We start from the raw sequence: 25057 nt of genomic DNA, 5'->3' as shown, positions 1-25057 counted from the left end.
CCGGCAGGCATGAATAAAAAGAGAGGGCCGCTTTCATGAAGCGGCCCTCTCAGGTTCCAAACCGTCTGTTCTGCTGCATCGTCACCTCCCTTTATGCGACCTCGGATTTGGCTTCCTTCCGCACGCCCCTGGCGAAACCGAGCATAACCATTACTGCAGGGACCAGCTGTCCGATAACGATCAGGGCACAGAGGCCGAGAAATATGGTGGAGTAGATCCCGCTGTTGTCTTCCCGTGCTCCGGAAGCGGCGAATGCGGTGGCGGCCGGTGCGATTCCTGCGACTGCTGCGAAGATGGTAGTTAAAGTTCTCATGGCGTCCTCCCTTTTATTTCACCTGGCTGGCGTTGCTTTTGTTTTTTACTATTGCAGCGGCCGTGCCACAAATTAGATATTTTTTAACAACACAAGCTAACCACCCAGAATCGTGAACTATTCCCAATAATGCCCGTAACAGCCCAGACAGACGGCACTCCATGGGAAGGAGTCATAGTATATCTGCACCATACAATGCATAACAAAAAGATATGCTGCGGATCGGCTCTGGACGGCGCTCCACAGACAGTATCCCGAAAATTATACGATTCCTGCCAACTGTACAAATAAATATGCTGCAACGAGATCAGGGCATCGGATCGGCAGAAAAAACGCTGCGGCCAGCAAAAAAGAGGCCGAAGCCTCTTTCCTGATTTCCTCTGCTTGACATCGGCCGCTCTGCTGGAATCAGCTATCCGTGAATGCCGCAGCACGCTTCTCCAAAAAGGCGCTCATCCCTTCCTTCTGGTCCGTGGTGGCAAAGGTGAGTCCGAACAGCCCGGCCTCGCAGGTCAGCGCACTGGCCAGGTCGAGCTCCAGGCCGGTCGATACCGCCTCCTTGCACGCCCGCAGCGCCGGCAGCCCCTTGGCCGCCAGGCGGGCCGCCATCCCCTGCACCGTCGCCATCAGTTCGTCGGCCGGGACGACCCGGTTCACGAGACCGATGCGGTACGCCTCCTGGGCGTCGATCATCTCGCCGGTCAGGATCATCTCCAGCGCCCTCCCCTTGCCGATCAGGCGGGGGAGCCGCTGGGTGCCGCCGAAACCGGGGATGATCCCCAGGTTGATCTCGGGCTGGCCGAAACGGGCTGTTTGGGCGGCGATCCGGATGTCGCAGCACATGGCCAGTTCACACCCTCCCCCCAGGGCATAGCCGTTCACCGCAGCGATGAACGGTTTGGGCGACCGTTCGATGGCGGAAAAGACGCGGTGTGCCCGCAATGCCATGTCCCTTGCCTGTGCCGGCGTCATATCACGCATCATGGCGATATCCGCCCCGGCAACGAACGCCTTTGTACCGGCACCGGTAAGGATTGCGACCCGTATCCCGCGATTGCCGTCTATCTCCTCGACCAGACCGTTGAGCTCCTCAAGCGTCGCCATGGTCAAGGCGTTGAGGGCTGCGGGCCGGTTCACCGTGACAACCGCAATCTCTTCGACGATCTCCAGCAGCAGATTTTCCATATGCATCACCTCTCCCCGCTTTCTCGATATCCGGCCATCTCACTGTACCCCCAGTTTCAGGTCACTGCTTGCCAATCTCCGGAAAGCCGACGCCTTGCAGGCCGCATGGATGACGCACCCCTTTTCGATCCCCAGTTCACGGGCGGCATCCGGCACGATCTCGGCAACCAGCTTCCCCTCGCCGCATTGCAGCTCCACTCCTATCTTCGTGCCGCTCTCGAACAGGCCGGCAACGGTGCATTGCATCAGATTGCGGGCACTGATCGCTTCGGGGTGTTTCTTGAAAAGGATAATGTCCTTTGAGGAGAGCTCGAACAGGCCATGGGGCGTATCCTGGTTACTGGCGGAGAGGAGCAGTTCACCTCCCTGCCAGCGATAGGCGCACATGCCGTTCCGTACGGTCATGTTGCTCAGTTGCAGAAGATTGATGTAGCCAACCGGGCTCAACCCCATGCGATTGCGGGCCAACTGCTCGCTGGTGGTCTGCTCGACCATCTTCCCCTTTTCGAATACCAGCACGGTATCGGTCATCAGACGCATCTCGACCAGGGCATGGGAGATAAAGAAATATGGAATGCCAAAACGCTCGCTGACACTTTTCAGATAAGGGATGATCTGGAAGCGGAGTGAATCGTCCAGGGCCGAGAGGGGTTCGTCCATCAGCAACAGGCGTGGATTTGCCAATATTGCCCGTCCCAGGGCAACTCGCTGTTTTTCGCCTCCCGACAGGTTCATTACTTCGCGGTCAAGGATCTCTTCCAGATTGAGGACCTGAACCAGGGAGTCGAAATCAATGCCTTGATGATCCGGACTGCAGCGTTTGAAGCCATAGAGCAGATTATTCCTGACGTTCAGGTGCGAAAAGAGGCTGTGATGCTGGAACACCATGGCGATACGCCTCTTTTCGGGGCGCACATTGATTCTTTTGGCGCTGCTGAAAAGGCATTCGCCATCCAGAAATATCTCGCCGCTGTCAGGTTTGAGCAATCCTGCCAGCATACTCACCAATGATGATTTACCGCTACCCGATACGCCAAAGATACCGACTCTGTCGCCACTGACAGTAATGTCGGTTGCCAGGGTAAAGGCACCGAAACTCTTTTTGACGGTGATGGAGAGGTGCACGTCAGTCCCTCCGGACCATCTTCAGGGCGCCGGGGCGCCACACGTAGAGTGCCAGGAGCACCAGGAAGGAGAAGGCCAGCATGACGGCCGCCATGCGGTGCGCATGGGCGTACTCCAAGGCCTCCACATGGTCGTAGATCTGTACCGAGGCGACACGGGTTATACCGGGAATGTTCCCGCCGATCATCAACACCACGCCGAATTCTCCCACCGTATGGGCAAAGGTCATGATCGAAGCGGTCAGAAAACCAGGACGGGCCAACGGAAGAGCAACGGTGAAGAACGCATCCAGGGGCGAAGCTCCCAGTGTGGCAGCCACCTCCAGGGGCCGGTCGCCGATGGATTCAAAGGCATTCTGCAGCGGCTGCACCATGAACGGCAGCGAGTAAAAGACCGAGGCTACCACCAACCCCCAGAAGGTGAACGGCAAGGTACCGATCCCCACGGCTCGGGTGAGTTGCCCCACCGGTCCGTTCGGTCCCATTGCCAGCAGTAGGTAGAAGCCCAGCACAGAGGGGGGCAACACGAGCGGCAGCGCCACCACCGCACCGAATACCCCTTTCAGGCTTGATCTGGTACGCGCCAGCCACCAGGCCACGGGGGTACCCACAACCAGCAGGATAGCGGTAACAATGGCCGCCAGTCGCACGGTCAACCAGATTGCCTGCAGGTCGTCGAAGTCAAGAAACATGGTCGGGTCCGTTATATTCCATAGCCGTAGGAACGAATGATTTTTTTGACTTTATCACTCTTGAGGTAACCGAGCAACGCCTTGGCTGCGACATTGTCCTTGCCGGTGGCGAGGAGCACCGCATCCTGACGAATGGGGCTATGCAGGCTGCCAGGAACAACCCAGGCCGAACCGGCTGCTATTTTGCCATTTTTCATGACCTGCGACAATGCAACAAAACCGAGCTCGGCATTACCGGTGCTGACAAACTGGAAAGTCTGGGAGATATTTTCGCCCTGCACGATCTTTGGCGTAACCGTTGTCAGCACACCCAGCCTTGTCAGCACCTCTATGGCGGCAGTACCGTAGGGTGCCAGCTTTGGACTGGCAATGGCAAGCTTGCTGAAGTGCCCCTTGCCCAGCACCTCCCCTTTGGCATCCACAACACCGGGTTTCGGCGACCAGAGCACCAATGTCCCAACGGCATAGGTAAAACGGCTCCCGGGAACGGTCAGGCCATCCTTTTCCAACTGGACAGGTTTTTCATCATCCGCGGAGAGAAAAAGCTGAAAGGGGGCACCATTTTTGATCTGTGCGTAAAACTTGCCGGATGCACCATAGGAAACCACAACCGAGTGACCGGTCTCCTTCTCGAAATCAGCGACGATCTGCTTCATGGGGGCAGTGAAATTTGCCGCGACAGCGACATTTACTTCGGCAGCCATTGCCGGCATGGCAACAAGGATGCTCACGACGGCAAGGAGTGCACTTCTCATGTTCGGTTTCATACTTTCGATCCTTTCTGACTGCTGTCACGCAGGGATGATGGTGACGCCGATATCGGCAGGCGTGCCGAAATAGACCGACGACAGGACGATGATGTCGATCCCGGTGGCGGCATAAGCCGCTGCATTGGCTTCGTTGATGCCGCCAGCAGCCGAAATCAGGATCTGCGGGTTGGCGGCCCGGATCTCGGCAACCAGCGCCGCCAGTTCCTCCGGTGCGATCTTGTCGAGCTGCACGATGTCGGCCCCGCTCCGGGCAATCAGCAGCGCCTCCTCGCGGGTCTCCGCTTCGACGACGATCTTGGTCTCGCGGGCCTTGAGCCGCAGCTCGGCCACCGTGGCGAGAAACGGCTCCAGACCGCCCAGGAGGGCGGTATGCTGCCTGAAGACCAGCACCGTCTCCGACAGTCCCAGACGGTGCGGCAGTGCACCGCCGGCAAGGACAGCCTTGATGGCGATCTTCTTGGTGCCGGGAAAGGATTTGCGGGTGGTGACCACCGACAGGGCGGGGTTGATCGCCCGGGACTTTTCCACAATGCGCCGTGTCCGGGAGGCGATGCCGGAGGCATATTCCAGCAGGTTCAACGCCACCTTCCACCCCGCGTGCAGCGCCTGTGCAGGGCCTTCGGCAACCAGGAACCCGCTCCCCGCCGGCAGTAGCGTACCGGATGGGGTGCAGGAGGCAACCGTGGCGCCGCATTTTCGGAGCACCCCGGCCGCCTCTTCCGTGCAGCAGAGGGTCGTCTCCGCGCGGGTGGCAAAGACGATCCGGCCGGGAACACCCCCGATGCCGAGCAGATGGGTGGTCAGGTCCCCATAGGGGAGATCCTCTTCGATAAACCGTTCGATCTCGCTGTCAGGAAGGCAGTGAATCATTCGTACCCTTTCTCGCATTCTCGTTATAGTGATCGACATACAACGGATGGCCGCAAAAAGGGACAGCACCGTCGCTGCCCCCGGAGCCGGATCAGCTGACGCCGATGATGACGCTGGAAGCCTTGAACAGGGCGCAGGCGTGACTGCCGACCTTCAGTCCGAGCCGCTTGGCGCTGTCATGCGTGATGACCGCGCTGACCGTGTTGCCGCCGCCGATCTCGATGTCCACCTCGGTATTGACCGGCCCCTCGATGATGGTGGCGATGGTGCCGCAGAAGATGTTGCGGGCGCTGACCCTGGCATCGTGCAGGTCGGTGCCGATGATGACCGAGCTGGCCTTGACGATGGCGTACGCCTCGGTGCCGTTTGTCAGCCCCAGGTTGTCGATGGCGCCGTTGGTGACCACGGCCGTGAGCGGTGCGCCCCCCGAAAGGGCCAGGGTTACCTCGGCGTTGACCGCGCCTTTGGTAATGTTGGTTACCGTACCGCTAAAGGTGTTGCGTGCACTGACCTTCATGGAGATCCTCCTCAGGAACTGGTACAGGCTGGCGGTGTCGCCAAGCCTCGCCTCCAGGTTGTCCAGGAATTTGCGGTGCTCCTCCTGGATGGTGTTGAACTGGTGAATGATCTTCTTTCCCTCGGCGGTGAGGCTGGTGCCGCCACCTCCCTTGCCGCCGGTCAAGCGATCCACCAGCGGCTTCTCGGCCAGGTTGTTGATCATGTTAATGGTATCCCAGGCGGTTTTGTAGCTGATGCCGACCGCCTTGGCAGCCCTGGTGATGGAACCGAGTTCGTCGATCTTTTCCAGCAGGGCTATCCGCTCGCCACCCAGGAATTTGAGATCCGCCCGCTGAAACCAAAGGGAGCCGGTCAGGCCGACGCCTGTCTTTTTGCTTTTCATGGAAACCGCACCTCATTGCGCCGCACGTTGATATGTGTCACATGTATAGCAAAACAGGCCGAAATGTAAAGAGTGATATAACGCCCCATGACGCCATGGCCGCCCCGGTCAGGGGACGGCCCCATTCCCCAGCCGGACCGCTGGCACGCATACCTGCACCCCCTCCTCCACGCAATAGACCCGCACATCGACGCTGTACAGCTCCTGTATGGCCTGGGGGGTCAGGGTCTCGCCGACCGTGCCGTCCCGGATGACCCTGCCCCGGCGCATCATCACCACCCGGTCGGCCACGGCCAGGGCGTGGTCAGGATGGTGGGTCGAGAAGATCACGGTATAACCCGCGCCGGCCAGCACCTTGAGCCGCTCCAGCAGGCGGAGCTGGTTGCCGTAGTCGAGGCCGTTGGTCGGCTCGTCCATGACAAAGGTGCGGGCGCCCTGGGCCATGGCGCGGGCGATCAGGGCCAGTTGCCGCTCGCCGCCGCTGACCTCGGTATAGGGGCGCTCGGCCAGGTGGCCGATGCCGAGCCTTTCCAACGCCTCGCCGACAATCCGCCGGTCGGTTTCGCCATAGCGGGCAAAGAAGGCGCTGTGGGGCGTCCGCCCCATCATGACCACGTCGCAGACCCGGTAGGCAAAGGACTCCTTGTGCACCTGGGGGACGTAGGCCACCATCCGCGCCAGCTCCTGCCGGGGTATGGTGCGGATGTCGCGATCATGCAGACGGATGCTGCCCCGACACGGCCTGAGCAGCCCCAGGATCAGCTTGAGCAGGGTGGTCTTGCCGCTGCCGTTGGGGCCGAGCAGCGCCAGGACCTCCCCCTGTTCCATGCTCAGATCCACGTCCGCCAGCACTTCGCTACGGTGGTAGGCAAAGGAAAGCCGTTCCAGGCTGAGCAGGGCCATCACAGCCACCCCTTGCGGGCGTTCCTCAGCACCAGCACGAAAAAGGGGATGCCGATCAGGGCCGTGACAATGCCGATGGGGATCTCGAAGGAAAAGGCCAGCCGGGAGATGTCGTCCACCAGCAGCAGATACGCCGCACCGGCCAGGGCCGTGGCCGGGAGCAGGGTTTCGTTGTCCGGGCCGGTGATCATGCGGGTGATGTGGGGGATGATCAGCCCGACCCAGCCGATGATGCCGGCCAGGACCACGGTCAGGGTGCTGATCAGGGTGGCGCAAACGATCACTGTCAGCCGCACCGCCTCCACGTTGACCCCCAGGGCTCGGGCCTCCTCGTCCCCCATGCTGAGCACGTTGAGGTGGCGCGCCATGAGCATCAGGCAGGCGATGCCGATCAGGATCGGGATACCGGCCTTGACGGTCATGCCCCGGTCGGCCATGGCCATGTTCCCCATCAGCCAGTAGACGATGGCCGGCAGTTGGTTGTAGGGATCGGAGACGTACTTGACGACAGCCACCAGTGCGCTGAAAAAGGCACCGCTGATGATCCCGCCCAGGACCAGCATGACCGTGCCGTTGACCCGGCAGAGCCGGGCGATCCCCATGGCCAGCCCCACGGCGGCAAAGCCCCCCAGGAAGGTGGCTGCCTGGACGCCGTACCAGGTTTTCAGGAAGACCAGCCCCAGGGCAGCGCCGCACGAGGCCCCGGCCAGAACCCCCAGGATACCGGGCGAGACCAGCGGATTGACGAACAGGGCCTGGTAGGCGGCCCCGGATACCGCCAGGGACGCGCCGATCAGGGCTGCCGCCATGATGCGGGGGAGCCGGATCTCCACGATCAGGTTTTCCAGGAGCTGCAGGCGCTCGGCATCGAACGTGCCCCAGCCGAAGATGCGGTGGCCCAGGAAGCCGGCGACCTCGCCGGGCGCCAGCGGGTATTTCCCCAGACCCAGGGAAACGAGGGCCATGACCGCGAGCAGCAGACCGAGCAGGAAGACAGGGAGGATCTTCACGGTTGCAGGATCTCCCGCAGGTCCCGGTCCCCCAGTTCCACCCCCAGGAAGAGCCGGTAGAACGCCCTGGTCTCCCGGACGATGTCGATCGGGTAGCGCTTGGGGTAGAGCCGGTTGGTGAGCCACTTGAGGCCGAGCAGCCGCATGAAGGAGGGGGGGCGGTCGAACCAGTTGAACGGCCCCCGGGGGATCAGCCAGACCTTTCCGTCCCTGACGGCCCTGATGTCCTGCCAGCGCCTGTCATGCGCCACCGAGTCGAAAAAGATCCGCTCCTGGGCCACGATCACCTGCGGATTGTAGAGCAGCACCTGCTCCAGGCTGACCTTCTCCATCCCCATGTGATCCAGTGCCGCTCCCCGGTGGACGTTCCTGGCGCCGGCCAGGCGGATCAATTCGGCATGGACCGAGGTCTCCCGTTCCGTTGCCAGGCCGTCGATCCCCTCGGCATAGTAGACCGCCACGCGCTCCCGCTCCGGAATCCCGGCGGTTGCGGCCGCCACCGAACGGAGGGTGCCACGGGCATGGTTCGCAAGCCTGCGGGCCCGCTCCCGGCGGCCGACGAGCTCTCCCAGGAAGGTGAATACCGCGGGATAGTTCTCCAGGCGATCCAGATCGACAAAGACCGTAGGGATGCCGCTTTTCTGCAGCCGTTCGGCCAACTGGTTGCCGTCGCCGCCGTCCTTCCAGGCCCACATCACCACCACGTCCGGCTTGAGGGCCAGAAGCGCCTCCAGGTTTATGTTGCGTCCCTGGCCGATCCCGGCCCCGGCAACGGGCAGACGGCTGAATTCCGGGCGGAGCAAGCGCCGCTCCTCCGGTTTGACGTTGAAATTGATCCCTGCCAGCAGACGCGGATCGATGGCATAGAGGAGGTAGGTGGCCGGAGGGGAGCCGCTGTAGACACGCCGGACGGTGTCGGGCACCGTCACCCTGCGACCGGTCATGTCGACGATCTCGCGCCCCTGTGAGGCGCTCAGGGAGGTAACGACAAACAGCACTGTCAGGAATAGCAGGCGCACCATGGACATGAACAATCCTTTCTTATTCGAGCCGGTATTCCATCGGGATGACCAGGCGGGCGCTGGCCGGCGGCCGGGGAAACGGTGCGCTGCGGCGGACGGTATCCCTGGCATCGCAATCGAGCAGGGCGATGCCGGAGCTCTTGACCACCCTGATACCATCCACCTCACCGGACTCGTAGACAACGAACTCCACTGCCAGCTTGCCGCTCCAGCCCATGCGGCGCGCCTTGCCCGGATAGCGCAGATTCCCGGCGATCAGGCTGCGGATAACGGTAAAATGCTCCTTCAGGTACCGGGCCTGCAGGGACTCGGCACTATCGCCCCGGCCACTGCTCCCCGGAACGGAGATGCCGGTATCAGGGGCTATGGCCGGCCCCTCCCCTGCCCGGCCTTTTGGCAGCGAAGTTGCCGTCAATCTGCCATTACCGGCAGGTGCAGCCAGGACAGGCTCTGGAGTCACGACCGGCCGGGAAACGGGTGCCGGTGACGGGATCGCGTACGGGGAAGCAGCCATCGCCCCGGCCTGCACAACCGGTGTGACCGGCAGGGCCTCGTGGGGCAACGCTGCGATACGGGTCGTGGCCTGGCGGGGCGACGGCGGTACGGGCAGCGGCGGCAGCGTTGCAGCAGGGTTCCTGCCCCTTTCCGGTGTTTCGGCCGGCTGCCCCAGCTCGATGGTGCACTCCACCAGGAGCGGCGGCTCCGGCTGGCGGGAAAAGGGGGCAAAGGAAACCGCGCTCCCCGCCACCAGCAGATGCAGGCACGACGAGGCGAGAAAGGCCTTCAGCTCCGGTTCCATCATCCCTCCCGATCCACTCCCAGCCGTGTCGTCTCAGGCAACGATGCGATAATATCCGGTCATGTCGAAACAGGGCTTGCAGAGAAGATCGCCCCGGCATTCGACCTCCCGGCCATCCATGACGCCTTCGCCGCAACAGGCGCACAAGACCCTTCGCAACGGTTTGCCCGGCAGGTCTCCGGGATGCAGCGGCACCTCCACATCGGTGATACGGAACAGCTCCTCTTCGGCAGCCCCGGCAAAGTCGGGCTGGGCGCTGCCGTCGTCCGGCGCAGGCGGCCTGTCCGCACGGATGGCCACCCGCACCGCCTTACCCGACTCCAGGTTGAGAAAGGTTGCCGCCATCTTGCCGTAATCGTGGATCTTCATGGTCCGCTTGCCCGGCGTGCAGCCGGTCAGGGCCATGATGGCATCGGTGGGGCAGCGGTCGATCTCCACGAACACCATCAGCTTCTTCTGATCGGCCCCCTTGGGATCGGTGATGCCGATCCGCCTCAACCCGCTCATGGTCATGCGGGTGCCGAGCGCGACACCGGCACAGATGTCGCCGTGAAATGCCCCTGCCTCAGCCACCAGCGCCGCGTACTCTCCGAAGAATCGGCTCTCCATCTTTCCCTCCGCTCTCTTTTCGGCCGTCCCTGTCCGCTCAGAAGCTCCCCTTCAGATTGGCAAAGAGCGTCCGCCCCTCGGTGGGAAGGCCGTGGATCAGTTCGTTATTGGCGTCGGTCAGGTTTCTCACCCCGACTTCGACCGAAACGTTTTTGGAAACGGTACCGATGACCTTGGCCGTAATGGTGAAAAAGTCCGCCACATTGTACATGTTCGAGTCGTACCGGTCCGAGCTCCAGTCGAGCGCGGCGAACAGGGCCAGCCACCGGTTGGCGGTATAGTGGTCGCTGAGATAGACCTTGTGTTCCGGCCGGTCGGTCAGGTTGTCGCTGGTCCTTCCCGGCGATTCGTTGCGGGCATCGAGGTAGGTGTAGTTGAAGGTGAAATCGTTATCCTCGATGAGCTGCGAGCGCAGGGAGAGTTCGATCCCCTTGTAGGTTGCCTTGTTGATGTTCTGGTACTGGTTGTAGTATTTGACCGGGGTCGAGCCGGGGATGACCACCGTGGTCGGCATGTTCTGGATCAGGTCGCTGATATCCGCGTAAAACAGGGCAATGCCGGCGGTGGAGGTGGTGCCCAAATCGGTTTCCACGCCGATCTCGTAATTGATCGCCTTTTCCGCCCCCAGGGTGGGATTGGCGATGTTGTTGCCCATGGCTTCGGAATAGAGCTCTTTCAGGCTCGGGAACCGTGTCTTCCTGCCGACCGAGGCGTGCAGGCGGATCGCATCCGCCGGGGCGTAGAGGATACCCCCCTGGGGATTCCAGGTGGAGGCCTCTCCCCGCAAAGGGCTGTTGTTGGCAAAGACCGGACTCTGCACGTCGTGGCTGACCCCCAGCACCAGGGAAAGCCGGTCTGTGATCCTGACGGTATCTTCCAGGCCGTAAGTGAAGGTCTCTGCTTCGTATCTCCCCCACGGGGCAGTGGCAGTGCCCTGTTCGCGGTGGATGTCGTCCTTGTAGGTAAAGGCGAAACCGATCCTGTTGTGAGGGACATAGGTCGTCGACAGGTTGAGGGTGGCGCCGTAGCTGTCATCGTCATAGGTGCTGTGGAAGGCCTTCTTGGTTGTCTGTGTGCTGTAGGTAGCGTTGTCGTAGGAGTCGAGCACGTTGTAATAGGTGTCGTAGTAGAGGCGGGTCTTCATGGTGAGGCCGTCGGTGATCCTGCTGTCACCCAGGAGGTAATAGGTCGCCTTGTCCCAGTCGCTGAAGCGCCAGTACCGGGCATTGGCCGCCGAATCGGTGACGTTGGGGGGAAGCCCCTTGGTGCTGTTGATCCTGTTGAAGCCAAAGGCGTATTCGTGACCGGCTGCGGGGATGAACCCGAGCTTTGTCGAGACGACGGTCTGGAATGCATCGGAATTGCTGCGGGTTCCATTGCCTTGCAGCGGGGTGGGATCGAAATCGTCGGAGAGGAGGTAACCGTCGCTGTCCAGGTAGCCACCGCTCACCGTCAGGTAGAAGCGGTCGAAGCGGGTGCCGAGATTGATATCCGCAGCAGTGGCGCCGGTCTCGTCGACCGTGAACTCCCCATCCCCCTCCAGGATCCGGGTCGGCTTCAGGGATACCAGGTTGATGACCCCGCCCATGGTGTTGGGCCCGTAGAGCACCGAACTGATCCCCTTGGTGACGGTGATCTGCGACAGGTTGCTCGTGGGGAGCTTGCCGGCGTCGACAAAGCCGTCATAGGGCACCGACATCGGGATGCCGTCATAGAGGATCGGCACCTGCCGCATGTCGAAGCCGCGGATGTTGATGATCTTTTCGTTGCGGGTGTTGATCGCGAAATTCACCCCCGGCAGGGTCTTGATGGCATCGGCAACCGTTCGGGTATCGGTGAGGTCGATGGCCTTCCGGTCAATCTCTTCCACCGTGCTGACCTGGGTAATGGGCTCTTTCGCATCCTTGACCACCACCTCGCCGAGGTTGAACACCGCATCTCCCGCAACCGCCGGGGAAATCAAGAACAACAGGCTGCCAACCGCAGCCATACCAGCATGCCTGACCCGTTTCATCGCCTCTCCTTTTCACATTGTTTGTCCCGGTGCCCTGTCAGCCGGCAGCTCGCAGACCTCGATCCGCTTCAGGTAGCGCATGTGGCGCGGCCCTGGACGCTGATCGCCGGCAGATACCAGCCCGATCTCCCCTTCGTCGCCGTTCAGCGGGGCATCGTTTTTTTCGATAATCACGAGGACGCCGTCCCCCAGCGGAGAATTGAACAGCTCGTGCCACGAAAAGAGCACGAAGTAGCCATCACTGCCGCTTGCCACCACATAGGTGTGGTTCGGTGTATCGTGTTCCGTGAGCTCGACCTCTGCCAGGTCGAGCAGGTCGCGAAGCAGCACCCCCTGGTAGCTCGCGACCCGTTCCTTGACCTTGCCGCTGCCGCAGAGGATGGTCAGCCCCTCGATCCGTTGCTGCTGCAGAGTCCGCAGCTCCGCGCAGCCCAATTTCAGCGGGTTAAGGACCCTGCCGGTAATCTCCAGCTCACGGGTGATATACTCCGGCCCGAAGAGCTTCGCTCGCGTCTGCGGCTGCATGTCTCTCATGAATGTTCCCTCCTCCGGTTCGTTTCATGACGGAAGACCCCGCCCCTTTCGCATGCGGAAAATGCAGGCGGTTTCCGGAAGACGATCCAGAAGCCGCTCTCGTCGCTGCGGATTTCGAAACCGGCAATGCCTGCGCCCTGCAGGTGTTCGACATAGACCGTCTCGTCCCGGTTCTTGTCGAATTTCGGTTTCCATGCCGGGTCGCGCCGCCTCATTGCCCCGACGATCTCATCACGCAGGGCCTTCGAGCCGAAGCCGCCACCGATATAGGCATATCCCCCTGGCACCAGGACCCGCCATATTTCGCGGAAGGCCCGTCCCGGATCTTCCCAGAAGAAGAGCGAGCTCCGGCTGGCAACCAGGTCGAACGTGCCGGAGCCAAGGGGAATGCCGTGGACATCGCCGGTCAGTGCCCGGACCCTGCCTCTCAGGCCGCGACCGGTGATGTTCGCCTCGGCAATCCGCTGCATGTCGGGCGAGGCATCCAGCAGGCAGACATCGAGCCTGCTCATGGCGGCCAGGGCCAAACCCAGATAACCGCCGCCGCTCCCCAGGTCGAGACAGGCGCCCGAAGAGACGGCGGTCCTGTCGAGGATCTGGCTCGCCAGCAGGGGATAGGCAGGAGCAAAGACATTGCGCGCGATTTCGTCGAACTCGTAGGCATTGAATCCCATCGTTACCTCCCCGGAGCCGGCTCGGCCCCATCAATCTTTTGCTACAGCGGCAGCAGCAGGCGCTGAAAAAATAGGGGGGGATTGCTCCCCCCATCACAGGAAGGGCAACCTCCCATGACCGTGGCACTGCACGACGCTGTGCAGTGACCGAGACATTCAGTGTCTCCATGCCGTTCGATATATCTTGCATTACATAACGCATGCCAAAGACCAGACGCATTTTAACAACAACAATATCAACAACTTGTGCTGGTAAAATGCCTTGGTTGTATATAAGGCTATATAACGAATGGCGAGATTCTAGGCAGATGATGCTTTTGCAGGCAGAGCCAAGAGAGGCTGGAGGAGCGGCGAACGGGGTGATGGGATCGCGAGGGGGAGCAACAGGGCCGGAGATCAGATGTCTTCGATCATCTCCCCGTTGCGCAGGGCGTGACGAACCGCGTTCAGCCGGGCATCCATCTCCTCGAACCGGACCAGGTTGGCCCGCTCTGCCGGGCTGGTGGTGATGACGGTACTGATGCCGCCGTTTTTGAAGACCAGCCGCCGGTCTCCCATCAGAGCGAGGATCGGATCGTGAGTCGCCATCAGGACGATCTTGTTCCGGTCCACCAGGGTCCGGACGGCCCGCTTCCGGTCGATTCCGGCATTCTCGATCTCGTCGATGAGAACGATGGGAGAGGTACTGAGGCAGGAGGTATCGGCGATCATCAAGGCCCGTGACTGACCGCCGGACAGGGCGGTGACCGGGGTCTGCGGGGAAAACCGTTCTCCGGCCAGCTCATTGGCCAGGTCGATGATGGTGCGGGTCACACCGGGAGGGTCCTCGATCATCCGGCTCTCGGCGTGCATGGTGACGAACTCTTCCGCGGACAGATCCATGACGAAGTTCATGTTCTGGGAGAGCTGGGCAACCAGTTTCCGGTCGATGGAGAAACGAAGACCGGGGTCGGGGAGTTCGCCATTGATCAGAACGCTGCGGCCGGTTGGCGTATCCCCCTGGGCAAGCCATTCGATGTCGGCCAGAAAGCGGCTCTTCCCCGAGCCGGTGGGTCCGACGATGGAGACGATCTCGCCCGGCCTGATGGTGAGGTCGAATTCTTCCGGTCGGCCGCTCTTGTCATGCCCGCCGAGGATGGTGATCGACTCGATCAGCGCGTTGCTTCGCCCCGCCTGCAGGCTCTCCAGCAGCCCTATGAAGGCAAAGAACCGCTCCTCCAGTCCCTCCCGCTCCAGCCCCAGGTCTTCCAGCAGCTCGGCGTCGAGGGAGACGAAATAGGCGGCCGGACTCTGCTCCGCCGGCGGAATCGCCAACCCGAGGGTGGTAAAGAAATCCGCGGCACACGGCATCTGTCGCAGCAGATCGGCCATGGGGAGCGCAACAAGGGTTCGGTCGGGGGTCACGGCGTGCATGGCTCACCCTTTGGGAAATCCATCTTTTTGACGTTGCCCATCTGGTAATCGCTGCCGATCCGCCGCTGGCCGAGGCAGTAGGAGCAGAGGGCCGCCGGCATGGAGAAGCGGAGGAGCTTCCCCTCCAGGTCGGTGGTTTCGGGGGCGTCCAGCAGCAACCGGCCCAGTTCGTGCCCCCCCTGCCCGGTCAGGCCGTTGACGTGCAGGATAACGGCACTGGTGTTGACCTGACGCACCCGGTGGGCAAAGACCTCCCGCTCGGCCTGGGAGACGATGTCCCCCTTGGTGACAACCACGACATCGGCCATCTTCAGCATCGGCCCGATCTTCTTCGGGGTGTCGACTCCGCTCAGGTTGTCGATGACGCAGACAGCGAGCACCCCCTGGATATGGGGCGCACAGCGGTTGCAGAGCCCGGCGCTCTCTATTACCAGGAGGTCGAAACCCAGCTCCTTCCCCCAGGAGAGGCAGTCGCTCGCGTTGCTGACAAAGAAATGGTCGGGGCAGAGGTTGCCCGACAGCCCGGTGGTGACCGCTATCCCCTGCTTTTCGTACAGCGACTGGTCCTGGGTGGAGAGGCTGTCGAACTTGACCACGCCGACCCGTACCCCTTCCCGGTGCAGCGAGGCAATGGCCTTGATGGTGACGGCGGTCTTGCCGGAGGACGGTGGTCCGGCGACGGTGACCAGTCTCATGAACCGGTACCGTGGAAGGTCCGGAGGAAGGCGTCATTGGTGGCGGCGATCAGCGTCTTGAGATCGTTATTCTTCACGTAGTCCCAGCCGATCCATTTGAAGGTGGCACGGTCCGGCAGCCGGTTGTCCACCTCGGGATGCAGTGCCGGAAAGGCTGCGCCGGCGCAGATGCCCGCCACCTCGGGCCCGGCCAGAAAATCGGTCAACAGGCGCAACTCCTCCCGTTTGTCCGCCTTGACCAGCATGGTGACCGGGCTGACCAGGGCACCATCCATTGGCCAGACAATGCTGACATCGTCGCGCTTTTTTATGGTGTTGGCAAAGAAGAGCGGCATGACGCTGATGGCCGGTCTCCCTTCCCGGCCGCTGCCGGCCGCCTTGACCATCTGGGACGGGTGCCAGCCCCAGGCAACGTTCCGCCCCAGGCAGGAGAGGCCTTCCATGCCGAAATCCTTGTAGAGCGCCAGCAGGAGGGTCTCGCAGAAGGTGCCGTCGCGATTGCCGCGGATGGCGATGCTCTTTTCGTATTCCGGCCTGAGCAGGTCTGCCCAGCACTGGGGCACGGGTCGGGTCCCCAGGCTGCCATGGTCCACCACCGGCACCAGTAGGTTCATGGCCAGCATGGTGTAGTGCCCGTCCGGGTCGGTTATCCCCATGGCTGACAGGTGTCGGTCGCCGGCAAAGCCGTTGACACTGGCGAACCGGCCGGTCCTGATGAAACGTTCGACAAAGTGGGGGTGGAAGAAACTGTTGAAACCGGGGGTAATGACGATGTCCGGCATGTCGTCCAAGGTCTCGAAATGATCGGCATAATCGGCATAATCGATCTGGTTGTTGGCATTCCCCTCGATCCGGAAGGTGAGCCGGGCGTGCTGCTCTGCCGGCAGAGTCGCCAGGAAGCCGTTGAACGCCTCCTCCAGCGGCACCTTGAGCGGGCAGGGGAGCAGGGCGAACAGGTTGAGGTTCTCAGCTGCAGGAAAGGACGCAGCCCGGAGATCGGCACGGGACAACGCGGTAGCCACGACGTCGTCCAGCATGCTGCAAAACAGGTCGGCATTGATCCCGGCGGCACGGAGAACCGTTCGCAGCCTGACCGCAGCCCCGAAGATGTGACGGGCTCCGTCGTCCGCAAACATTCCCAGCCCATTGGCACTAAAGACCGGGAGCGTTTCGGGGTAACGGTCGATGACTTCACTGACGGTGGAATCGAGCATACACGACATGGCAGGGTCCTTTGCTCCTGTAATGGCGATAGCCGACGCAGATCAACCTGACCGGAACTCGCTATGTCAGGCATTACATAACGTATGCCAAGCTTCACGCCGTAAATTACGTAGCTATTCCGGCTATTTTTTCATCATTGCAGAAAGGGTGGAACAATGGGTGCCGTAACTTTCGGCACAATCTGGTGGGCTGCCTTGGAAGTAATCACGGACCTTCGCCCGGCCTCAAGCTGATGAATGAAGAAAACCCACCAAATGGCTTGGTGGGTTTTCTTTTTCACTCCTCTTTTTTTTGTTCAGGTATCGGTGCGGTGAATTGATTTCACCGGCGAGTGATGCGTCTTCTTAAACCATGCTGCCCGGTGGAGTATCTTCCATAAAATATGCAAGCCTCCTTTTGAATGATTTAAGCTACCTTCAAGCTGATTCAATCTTATCACTCGATACAGAAAAAAACAGTCTACTAAAAATAATTTTAAACGAGCATACTATCAAATTGTGCGCTTCGGATTCACTGCAGTCGCAGGGTAACACTTCGAAAACGTGTCCTCTTCCCTTTCATGCGCCACCCATCTTCACATATTCACATCACACTTCCGACCCCGCCCACCTACGGGCTACTTTCCGCACCTACTTCCTGACGACGCGGCTTACTGCGGCAAAATCAGACTCGCCCCACCCGGAGGCGAGGGCATCCTTGTAAAGCTCGTTGACCGTCGCTGCGACAAAGAGCGGTTGACCGATTTCTTCGGCGAGTCGAAGAGCCAGCCGCAGATCCTTCTGCATATGCTTGAGAGGGAAGGCAGGCGGGAATTCAGCATTGGCGGCGACTGCCGGACCTTTCAACCGGAACATCGGGTTGGACATGGCGCCGGAATCAAGCACTTCGAGCAACTGGGAAAGGTCCAGACCACTTCGTGCCGCAAGCGCCATCCCCTCTGCCAGACTCGCCATCATCCCCCCCATTATCAGGTTGTTGGCAAGTTTCATACGGGCTGCATTGCCGACTTCGCCCAGGAACAGGATCTTTTTACCCATTGTTTCCATCACCGGCAGTGCCGTATCGAAGAGTGCCCTGTCTCCAGCAGCCATGATGGTCAACGTAGCATCTTCCGCTGGTTTGCGACTGCCCGCAACCGGCGCTTCGAGGAACAGTGCACCCCGCTCCCGCGCCAGGCGCGCCGTTTCTTTCGACGTCTCCAGATCAATCGTGGAAAAATCCAGGTATCCCTTGCCCGGCGCCATTCCTGCCAGGATACCGTCGGCACCGTCGCGGACTGCCAAGACCGCCTGAGGAGTAGCCATCATCGCACACACGATATCTGAGGTTTCTGCCACTTGCCGGGGCGTGGGCACAGCCTTGGCGCCCGATGCAACAAGCGGCTCACACTTCTCGGGGGAGCGATTCCAAACCGTCAGATGGTAGCCGGCCTTTACCAGATTGGCTGCCATTGCACTCCCCATGATCCCCAGTCCGACAAACCCGATGTTCATGTAGCCTCCTCTATTTGCGCGTAAGCTCCCACCGAAGACAGGGAAGAGTCAGAGTGCTGCCTGCATGTTCAGCATTGAGGCCTTGCATCAACCCGTTTGCCTCTTGATCCGGTAGACCCTCGTTTTCATCGGCATCATGGTACCGCCGCAACAATCACACCCCTGCGGTCCCCCGTCCATAACGACAAAGGCCTGATTGCCGCACTCAGGGTGACAGACGGCAAAGCCGATCTCCAACTCCTTCGGGAGCTCTGCCACTTGCGGCTCCTCGTAATCCATTGCCTCGGCACCGAAGCGCGTCAATGTCTGCAGTCGTTTGAGGAAGATATTCCGTTGACACTTTGCATCGGACAGATGGGAATAACGATGGCGGATGGCCTCCAATAGGGGTTCCAGCTCCTCGCCTACTGGACACGATTTTGTTGATTTCGAGCGCATGAATTCAGTCCTCAGGAAAAATGAGATGGGGGATCAATGGTGGAAGCTTACACCATAAGGGAATTTTAGGAAATGGTACATGTATGGAACTTTATATATCGCTATAGCATTTCAATTTTCAAGTCTGTACTTGCTTAACCCGTTTCAGGACGTGACCCAAAAAAAAGGCGGTGCAACAATCACCGCCCCTTCTGTCCCCAACATTATTTTCCAGTACCCTGTTATATCTGTTCCCATAACGAGAACGGATACCCGCCTACTCCACAGTCACGCTCTTCGCAAGGTTGCGCGGCTGATCCACGTCGGTCCCTTTCAGGACTGCCACGTGATAGGCCAGAAGCTGCAGCGGCACGGAGAGGATGAGTGGCAGGAGCGCCTCGGCGCAGGCCGGGATCTCCAGGCAGACCTCCGCCTTCTGCCGGACCTCGGCATCACCTTCGCTGCAGACGGCGATAACCCTCCCCCCGCGGGCGATGACCTCTTCCATGTTGGAAACGACCTTCTCGTAATGACGGTCCCTGGGGACCAGGACCACCACCGGCATGTTCTCGTCGATGAGGGCGATGGGGCCGTGCTTCATCTCGCCGGCTGGGTAGCCTTCGGCGTGGATGTAGGAGATCTCCTTCAGCTTGAGAGCTCCTTCCAGGGCGATGGGATAGCTGCTGCCGCGCCCCAGATAGAGGAAATCGCGGGCATTCATGTAGATGCGGGCAATCTTCTCCACCTGCGGTTCGAGCTTGAGGGCCGCTTCGAGAACGGCGGGGCTGTGCACCAGATCGGCGGTGAGCCGGCGCCCCTGTTCGCGGTCGACGGTGCCCCGGGTGCGGCCAAGCCGCACGGCAAAGAGATGGAGCGCCACCAACTGGGTGACGAACGCTTTGGTGGACGCAACGCCGATCTCCGGGCCGGCATGGGTATAGACCACACCGTTGGCCTCGCGGGCAATGGACGAATCGACCACGTTGCAGATGGCAACGTTTTTCGCCCCTCGCGCCTTCCCTTCCCGCAGGGCTGCCAGGGTATCGGCCGTCTCGCCGGACTGGGAGATGAGGAGCAGCAGGGTCTTGTCGTTAACCACTGGGTTGCGGTAGCGGAACTCCGAGGCGATGTCCACCTCGACCGGAATCCGGCAGAGCTCCTCGATGAGGAATTTCCCCACCAGTCCCGCATGCCAGGAGGTCCCGCAGGCCACGACGTAGATCCGCTCGATGTCGCCCAGCTCCGCATCGGAGAGCTTCAGGTCTTCCAGGAAGACATCCCCTTCGGTTTCGCGCAGACGGCCGGCAATGGTATCCCGCACGGCCCTGGGCTGCTCGAAGATCTCCTTGAGCATGAAATGCTTGTAGCCCCCTTTTTCCGCCATCAGCGGCGACCAGTCGATATGCCGCGATTTCTTCTCCAACGGCTTGCCCGCCACGGTGGAAAAGGCGGGCTGGCTGCCGCGGAAGACAACCAGTTCCCCATCCTCCATGAAGACCATCTCCCGCGTATGGGAGAGGATCGCCGGGATGTCGGAGGCCACGAAGAATTCACCCTCGCCGAGCCCGACCACCATGGGGGAGCCCTGCTTGGCTGCGATCATGGTCTCGGGCTCCCGGTCGCAGAGGATGCAGACCGCATAGGCACCGCGAAGTTCCTGCAGGGCAGTCCGTACGGCCTTTTCGAAATCGCCGGCCTCCTTGAGCCGCTCCTCAATCAGGTGGGAGATCACCTCGGTATCGGTCTCGCTCCTGAACTGGCACCCCCGGCCGGAGAGCATCTCCTTGAGTTGCAGATAGTTCTCGATGATGCCGTTGTGCACGACGATGATGGAGCCGGCCTGGTGCGGATGGGCATTGGTCTCGGAAGGGCGGCCATGGGTGGCCCAGCGGGTATGGCCGATACCGATGGTGCCGGCAAGGGGGTGCTCGGCGATGCGCCGCTCCAGGTTGACCAGTTTCCCCTCGCTCCGCCTGATCTCGACGCAGCCGTCCTTGATGGTGCAGACCCCTGCCGAGTCGTAACCTCGGTATTCGAGCCTTCTGAGCCCTTCGAGAATGATGGGGGTCGCCTGTTGGCCCCCGGTGTATCCGACTATTCCGCACATGGGATTATCTCCAATCTTCTATTCACGCTTTTTCAACTTCCACCCCACCTTGTTGACCTGCGGCGAGCGGGCAATGGCAAGGGAATCAGGAGGGATGTCATGGGTTACGGTAGTGCCGGCTGCGATGAGGGAGTTGCGCCCCACCGTGACCGGCGCCACCAACTGCACGTCACTGCCGACGAAGACGCCATCCTCGATGACGGTCCGGTGTTTTTTCACCCCGTCGTAGTTGCAGGTGATGGTGCCGCAGCCGATGTTGACGTCGCGGCCGATGGTGGCATCCCCGAGATAGGTAAGATGCGACGACTTGGAGCCATCCCCCATGTCGATCTTCTTGGTTTCGACGAAATTGCCGATCTTCACGTGGGCACCCAACGCCGTTTCGGGGCGAAGGTGCGCCATCGGTCCGACGGCAGTCTCCTCGCCGACGGTGGAACCGGTCATGACCGAACCAGCCTTGATGGTGACCCGGTCGGCAATGCGGCAATCCCGGATGACGACGGAAGGCTCTATGACGCACCCCGTACCGATGACGGTATTGCCGCTGATCTGCACATTGGGGTAAACGATGGTATCGGTACCGATCCGCACCGTGCCGTCGATGTAGGTGCAGGCCGGGTCGACGATGGTCGTGCCCGCCAGCATCAGGCTTTCGTTGATCCGGCGACGGAGGAGCGTCCCGGCCGCGGCCAGTTGCACGCGGTCGTTGACCCCCATCACCTCGTTCGGGTCGTCGATGGAGAATGCAATGGCCATCAGGCCACGCTCGGCAGCCTGGGTGACGATGTCGGTCAGGTAATATTCCCCCTGGGCATTGTCGTTGGAGAGGCTGGCGACCGCATCAAAGAGGAAGCCGGCTTCGACGCAGTAGATACCGGAGTTGATCTCCCTGATCTGGCGCTCGTCGAGGGTGGCATCCTTCTCCTCCACGATGCGCAGGACCCGTCCCCCCTCCCGCTTGACCACCCGGCCATACCCATGGGGATTTTCCAGATGTGTCGTCAGGACGGTCAGGGTGGCGTTGCGCTGACGATGTTCAGCCAGCATGGCACTGAGGGTCTCTCCCCGGATAAGCGGAACATCGCCGCAGAGGATGAGCACCGTTCCGTCAAATCCGGCCAGGGCCTCACGGGCGCAGGCAACAGCATGCCCCGTGCCGAGCTGTTCCAGTTGAGCGGCAAAGCTCAGCGACTCTTCGCGGGCAAAATACTCCTGGACCTTGTCGGCCTGGTGCCCAACCACCAGCACCATCCTGCCCGCACCGGCCTGACGGGCGGACATCACCGGCCATGCCACCAGCGGCATCCCCCCCACCGGGTGCAGAACCTTGACCAGGTCCGATTTCATCCTGGTCCCCTTGCCCGCGGCAAGGATTACAGCTGCCACCTCGCTCATGCTTCACCCTCCTCTGGAATTCCGGCCGGTCAGCGATCTGGTTACTTTATACAATAGAGAGGAGGAGCGTCAAGGAATTAGGCAGATTTCATCCGCAGGCCCAGGCAGTGGCAACAACTGCCCCCCGTCGGTTTTTGGCTTTACATGTCGCTAGGTTGCAGCTATATTTGCGTGTGGAGGATTCAATGGGGATTGCCGAGGAGATTGCCCTCTTCGAGGATAAGCTGAACGAGTTGGTCAGAAGGTACGAACAGTATTTTCTCGGACTGGAGAAACGGGAACCGGTCCGTCTGCTGGAAGATGTGGAGAGGATCGCACGCCGCTACTCCGCCACCCCCATTACCAACACCATGGTGAAGTTCCGTTACAACTCCCTGGTGGCGCGTCTTGGCACCTACAAACAGCACTGGAACAGGATCCTGCGCCTCATGGAAGAAGGGAAGTATTCCCGTGACCGATTCAGGATGGAGATGCATCAGCTTAAAGGCAAACTGCCGACCACTCCCGGTGAACGCCCCCTGGCCCCCCAGGAAATAGACGGTGTCTACCAGCAATACATCGAAGCCCGCAAGGCTTGCAATATGAGAACCGACAACATCACGCACGACGTGATCCAATCCGCCCTCGAAAAACAGAAACCAACCCTACAGAAGAAATACAGCTGCGATAAAATTGAATTCCGGGTCGTCGTGGAAGACGGCAAACCGAAAATCAAGGCTCGTCCCAAAAGCTGACGCGGCTGTATCCGGAGCAGCGCGAACCCCCTCACCGAAAACCTCCGGACTCAAATCAACGACTGTGCATAAAAAATGTACAGTGTATAGCTTTTTTGTTGCTTTTGCTCATTCGCGTGTATTAGTATTGCCGGGATTATAAACTAATCATGGGGATTCATTCTAAAACATCGTTTACATCCCCCGTATACATTCCCGGCATTGCATTGTGGCAGCCACCTCGCGGGCTGCCACACATAATTTAATACCTCGAACACCTCACCTTTATACACTCTCAGTTCAGGAGGAGTTGCATGTTGCAGATGTTTTTCAGACTCATTCCCTCCCTGGCGGTACTGCTGGCATTTGCCCTGCCGGTACAGGCCGAACAGGGCATGGCCATCGACCCGGCCACCTGCCTCGGCTGCCACAGCGGCAAGATTTCGGCTGCCGCCTACGCCGCATCGGTACACGGCAAAAATGCCTGCACCAGCTGTCACGTAGAGATCGTCGACCTCGCCAAGCACATGAAAGGCGAAACCAAGGTCAACAAGGTTCGCTGCGAGCGGTGCCACAAGAAAGAGAACGCTGAACACTACGACAGCGTCCATATCCAGAAGGGGGTCATGTGCGCGGACTGCCACACCGACATCCACACCCACCGTTACTGGAAAAAGGACAAGCGGATTGCCGTTGCCAAATGCATCCAGTGCCACGACAAGGAAGCGGTCTACCAGAAGTCGGTTCACGGCAAGGCCGTGGCCGCTGGCAATCAAGACTCCGCAGCCTGCACCGACTGTCACAACCTGCATGACATCAAACCGCTCGGCCCCAAGGGCTCCTATGCCGAGCGCGATTTCCATACCAGGGTCTGCCTGAAGTGCCACGCCAACAAGGAGATGATGCAGCGCAACAACGTCTTCAACGTGGCGGTCAAGACCTACATGGAGAGCTATCACGGTAAAAACTACCGTCTCGGCTTCCCTGAGAAGGTGGCGGGCTGTGCAGACTGCCACACCGCCCACAATGTCCTCCCCAAGAGCGACCCCAACTCCAGCGTCAACCCGAAGAACCTGGTGAACATGTGCGCCAAGTGCCACCCCAAGGCAACGCCGCTCTTTGCCAAGTACTATTCCCACGGCGAGGCCGACCGGGACAAATATCCTTTGCTCTACTGGACCCTGATGGCCATGACCGGCCTGCTGGTTTCCACCTTCGTCGTCTTCTGGATCCACTCGCTGCTCTGGATGTTCCGCGGCTTTGTCGACAATCGTGAGAAGCTGGCCGCCATGCATAAGGGCACGCACCACGAAGCGCACGTCGAAGAACCGCACAAGCAGTACCGTCGCTTCCTGAAGCGCCACGTCTTCCTGCACCTGCTGGTCATCATCAGCTTCCTCGGCCTCTCCCTCACCGGCCTGCCGCTGAAGTTCAGCGACCAAGCATGGGCCAAGGTCTTCATGAACCTGTACGGTGGCTCAGCCAATGCTGGCCTCATCCACCGCGCCTGTGCCGGCATCACCTTTGTCTACTTCGCCGGGGCTCTGCTCCTCTCCTTCCACTTCCTCTTCGTCAGGAAGGACCTGCCGGGCAACTGGCTGCAGCGAATGTTCGGTCCCGACTCGCTGATGCCGACCTTCCGCGACATCAAGGATGTCACCGGCATGGTCCGCTGGTTCCTCTTCCGGGGGCCGAAACCGACCTTCGACCGCTGGACATACTGGGAAAAATTCGACTTCATCGCGGTCTTCTGGGGTATGTTCGCCATCGGCGGATCGGGTCTGATGCTCTGGTTCCCCGAATTCTTCGGCCTCTTCCTGCCGGGATGGATGTTCAACATCGCCACCATCGTCCACTCCGATGAGGCGCTCCTGGCAACCGGTTTCATCTTCACCGTCCACTTCTTCAACACCCACGGACGGCCGGAGAAGTTCCCCATGGACTTCGTCATCTTCAACGGCCAGATCTCCAAGGAAGAGCTGCTGGAAGAGCGTGGCGACCAATGGAAACGCTACCAGGATCTGGGAATCATGGAGAAATATGCCTGCAAGAAGACCAGCGGCATTGCCTATGACTTCTTCGTCAAGGCCTTCGGTTTCTGCGCCGTTATCACCGGTATCACCCTGGTGGTGCTGATGATCTTCGCCTTCATGACCGGCGGCGGTCACGGTTAATCCAGC

The 25057-nt window shown here is 60.5% G+C and carries 24 protein-coding genes; 2 read left to right on the top strand and 22 right to left on the bottom strand.

The window, feature by feature from the left end:
- Positions 1 to 91: 91 nt before the first annotated feature.
- The 22 genes from GJT30_09855 to glmU all read right to left on the bottom strand — a co-directional run bounded on the left by GJT30_09855 (position 92) and on the right by glmU (position 22164).
- On the bottom strand, positions 92 to 313 hold the full coding sequence (locus tag GJT30_09855) for a hypothetical protein (GenBank protein ID MSM39908.1): 222 nt from the start codon (positions 311 to 313) through the stop codon (positions 92 to 94).
- Between the two features lie 408 nt (positions 314 to 721).
- A complete protein-coding gene (locus GJT30_09850; protein ID MSM39907.1) occupies positions 722 to 1498 on the bottom strand; it encodes a crotonase in 777 nt (258 codons plus the stop codon).
- A gap of 39 nt (positions 1499 to 1537) precedes the next feature.
- Complete coding sequence (gene modC / locus GJT30_09845) at positions 1538 to 2623, bottom strand: molybdenum ABC transporter ATP-binding protein (protein ID MSM39906.1); 1086 nt, start codon at positions 2621 to 2623, stop codon at positions 1538 to 1540.
- Position 2624: 1 nt separating this feature from the next.
- Positions 2625 to 3314, bottom strand: a complete 690-nt coding sequence (modB, locus tag GJT30_09840) for a molybdate ABC transporter permease subunit (GenBank protein ID MSM39905.1) — start codon at positions 3312 to 3314, stop codon at positions 2625 to 2627.
- An 11-nt stretch (positions 3315 to 3325) separates the two neighbouring features.
- Complete coding sequence (gene modA / locus GJT30_09835; protein ID MSM39904.1) at positions 3326 to 4081, bottom strand: molybdate ABC transporter substrate-binding protein; 756 nt, start codon at positions 4079 to 4081, stop codon at positions 3326 to 3328.
- A gap of 24 nt (positions 4082 to 4105) precedes the next feature.
- Complete coding sequence (modD, locus tag GJT30_09830) at positions 4106 to 4954, bottom strand: ModD protein (protein MSM39903.1); 849 nt, start codon at positions 4952 to 4954, stop codon at positions 4106 to 4108.
- A gap of 91 nt (positions 4955 to 5045) precedes the next feature.
- Complete coding sequence (locus GJT30_09825) at positions 5046 to 5855, bottom strand: LysR family transcriptional regulator (protein ID MSM39902.1); 810 nt, start codon at positions 5853 to 5855, stop codon at positions 5046 to 5048.
- Positions 5856 to 5963: 108 nt separating this feature from the next.
- Complete coding sequence (locus tag GJT30_09820) at positions 5964 to 6761, bottom strand: ATP-binding cassette domain-containing protein (protein ID MSM39901.1); 798 nt, start codon at positions 6759 to 6761, stop codon at positions 5964 to 5966.
- Positions 6758 to 7723 (bottom strand): iron chelate uptake ABC transporter family permease subunit, encoded by a 966-nt coding sequence (locus tag GJT30_09815; protein ID MSM39900.1) that lies wholly within the window; start codon positions 7721 to 7723, stop codon positions 6758 to 6760. The genes GJT30_09820 and GJT30_09815 overlap by 4 nt, the downstream gene beginning before the upstream one ends.
- A gap of 41 nt (positions 7724 to 7764) precedes the next feature.
- Positions 7765 to 8790: an ABC transporter substrate-binding protein gene (locus GJT30_09810; GenBank protein MSM39899.1), complete on the bottom strand. Its 1026-nt coding sequence runs from the start codon at positions 8788 to 8790 to the stop codon at positions 7765 to 7767.
- 19 nt (positions 8791 to 8809) lie between these two features.
- Positions 8810 to 9592 carry a TonB family protein gene (locus GJT30_09805; GenBank protein ID MSM39898.1) on the bottom strand — a complete coding sequence of 261 codons (783 nt, stop codon included), beginning with the start codon at positions 9590 to 9592 and terminating at the stop codon, positions 8810 to 8812.
- Positions 9593 to 9622: 30 nt separating this feature from the next.
- Positions 9623 to 10198, bottom strand: a complete 576-nt coding sequence (locus GJT30_09800) for a formylmethanofuran dehydrogenase (GenBank protein ID MSM39897.1) — start codon at positions 10196 to 10198, stop codon at positions 9623 to 9625.
- Between the two features lie 37 nt (positions 10199 to 10235).
- A complete protein-coding gene (locus tag GJT30_09795; protein MSM39896.1) occupies positions 10236 to 12212 on the bottom strand; it encodes a TonB-dependent receptor in 1977 nt (658 codons plus the stop codon).
- 12 nt (positions 12213 to 12224) lie between these two features.
- A complete protein-coding gene (locus tag GJT30_09790; protein MSM39895.1) occupies positions 12225 to 12746 on the bottom strand; it encodes a molybdopterin-dependent oxidoreductase in 522 nt (173 codons plus the stop codon).
- Entirely contained in the window at positions 12743 to 13420 is a 678-nt protein-coding gene (locus GJT30_09785) for a methyltransferase domain-containing protein (GenBank protein MSM39894.1), read from the bottom strand. Before GJT30_09785 ends, GJT30_09790 begins: the two co-directional genes overlap by 4 nt.
- 396 nt (positions 13421 to 13816) lie before the next feature.
- Positions 13817 to 14791: an ATP-binding cassette domain-containing protein gene (locus GJT30_09780; GenBank protein ID MSM39893.1), complete on the bottom strand. Its 975-nt coding sequence runs from the start codon at positions 14789 to 14791 to the stop codon at positions 13817 to 13819.
- Between the two features lie 29 nt (positions 14792 to 14820).
- Positions 14821 to 15528 carry a hypothetical protein gene (locus GJT30_09775; protein MSM39892.1) on the bottom strand — a complete coding sequence of 236 codons (708 nt, stop codon included), beginning with the start codon at positions 15526 to 15528 and terminating at the stop codon, positions 14821 to 14823.
- A complete protein-coding gene (locus tag GJT30_09770; GenBank protein MSM39891.1) occupies positions 15525 to 16751 on the bottom strand; it encodes a DUF1858 domain-containing protein in 1227 nt (408 codons plus the stop codon). The genes GJT30_09775 and GJT30_09770 overlap by 4 nt, the downstream gene beginning before the upstream one ends.
- 630 nt (positions 16752 to 17381) lie before the next feature.
- The gene (locus tag GJT30_09765; GenBank protein MSM39890.1) at positions 17382 to 18245 is read right to left on the bottom strand and encodes an NAD-binding protein; all 864 of its coding nucleotides are present in this window, start codon (positions 18243 to 18245) and stop codon (positions 17382 to 17384) included.
- An 87-nt stretch (positions 18246 to 18332) separates the two neighbouring features.
- Positions 18333 to 18683, bottom strand: coding sequence for a hypothetical protein (locus GJT30_09760; protein ID MSM39889.1), 351 nt, complete (start codon positions 18681 to 18683; stop codon positions 18333 to 18335).
- A gap of 256 nt (positions 18684 to 18939) precedes the next feature.
- Positions 18940 to 20769: a glutamine--fructose-6-phosphate transaminase (isomerizing) gene (gene glmS / locus GJT30_09755; protein MSM39888.1), complete on the bottom strand. Its 1830-nt coding sequence runs from the start codon at positions 20767 to 20769 to the stop codon at positions 18940 to 18942.
- An 18-nt stretch (positions 20770 to 20787) separates the two neighbouring features.
- Positions 20788 to 22164, bottom strand: coding sequence for a bifunctional UDP-N-acetylglucosamine diphosphorylase/glucosamine-1-phosphate N-acetyltransferase GlmU (gene glmU, locus GJT30_09750; GenBank protein ID MSM39887.1), 1377 nt, complete (start codon positions 22162 to 22164; stop codon positions 20788 to 20790).
- A 185-nt stretch (positions 22165 to 22349) separates the two neighbouring features.
- Between glmU and GJT30_09745 the strand changes: the two genes are divergently transcribed.
- On the top strand, positions 22350 to 22898 hold the full coding sequence (locus GJT30_09745; protein MSM39886.1) for a hypothetical protein: 549 nt from the start codon (positions 22350 to 22352) through the stop codon (positions 22896 to 22898).
- A 293-nt stretch (positions 22899 to 23191) separates the two neighbouring features.
- Positions 23192 to 25051, top strand: a complete 1860-nt coding sequence (locus tag GJT30_09740; protein ID MSM39885.1) for a cytochrome C — start codon at positions 23192 to 23194, stop codon at positions 25049 to 25051.
- The last annotated feature ends 6 nt before the right edge of the window (positions 25052 to 25057 follow it).

The organism is Geobacter sp., assembly GCA_009684525.1.
Classification (GTDB): domain Bacteria; phylum Desulfobacterota; class Desulfuromonadia; order Geobacterales; family DSM-12255; genus Geoanaerobacter.
The sequence above is the reverse complement of the archived record's forward strand: the minus strand, read 5'-3'. Positions and strand labels throughout refer to the sequence as shown.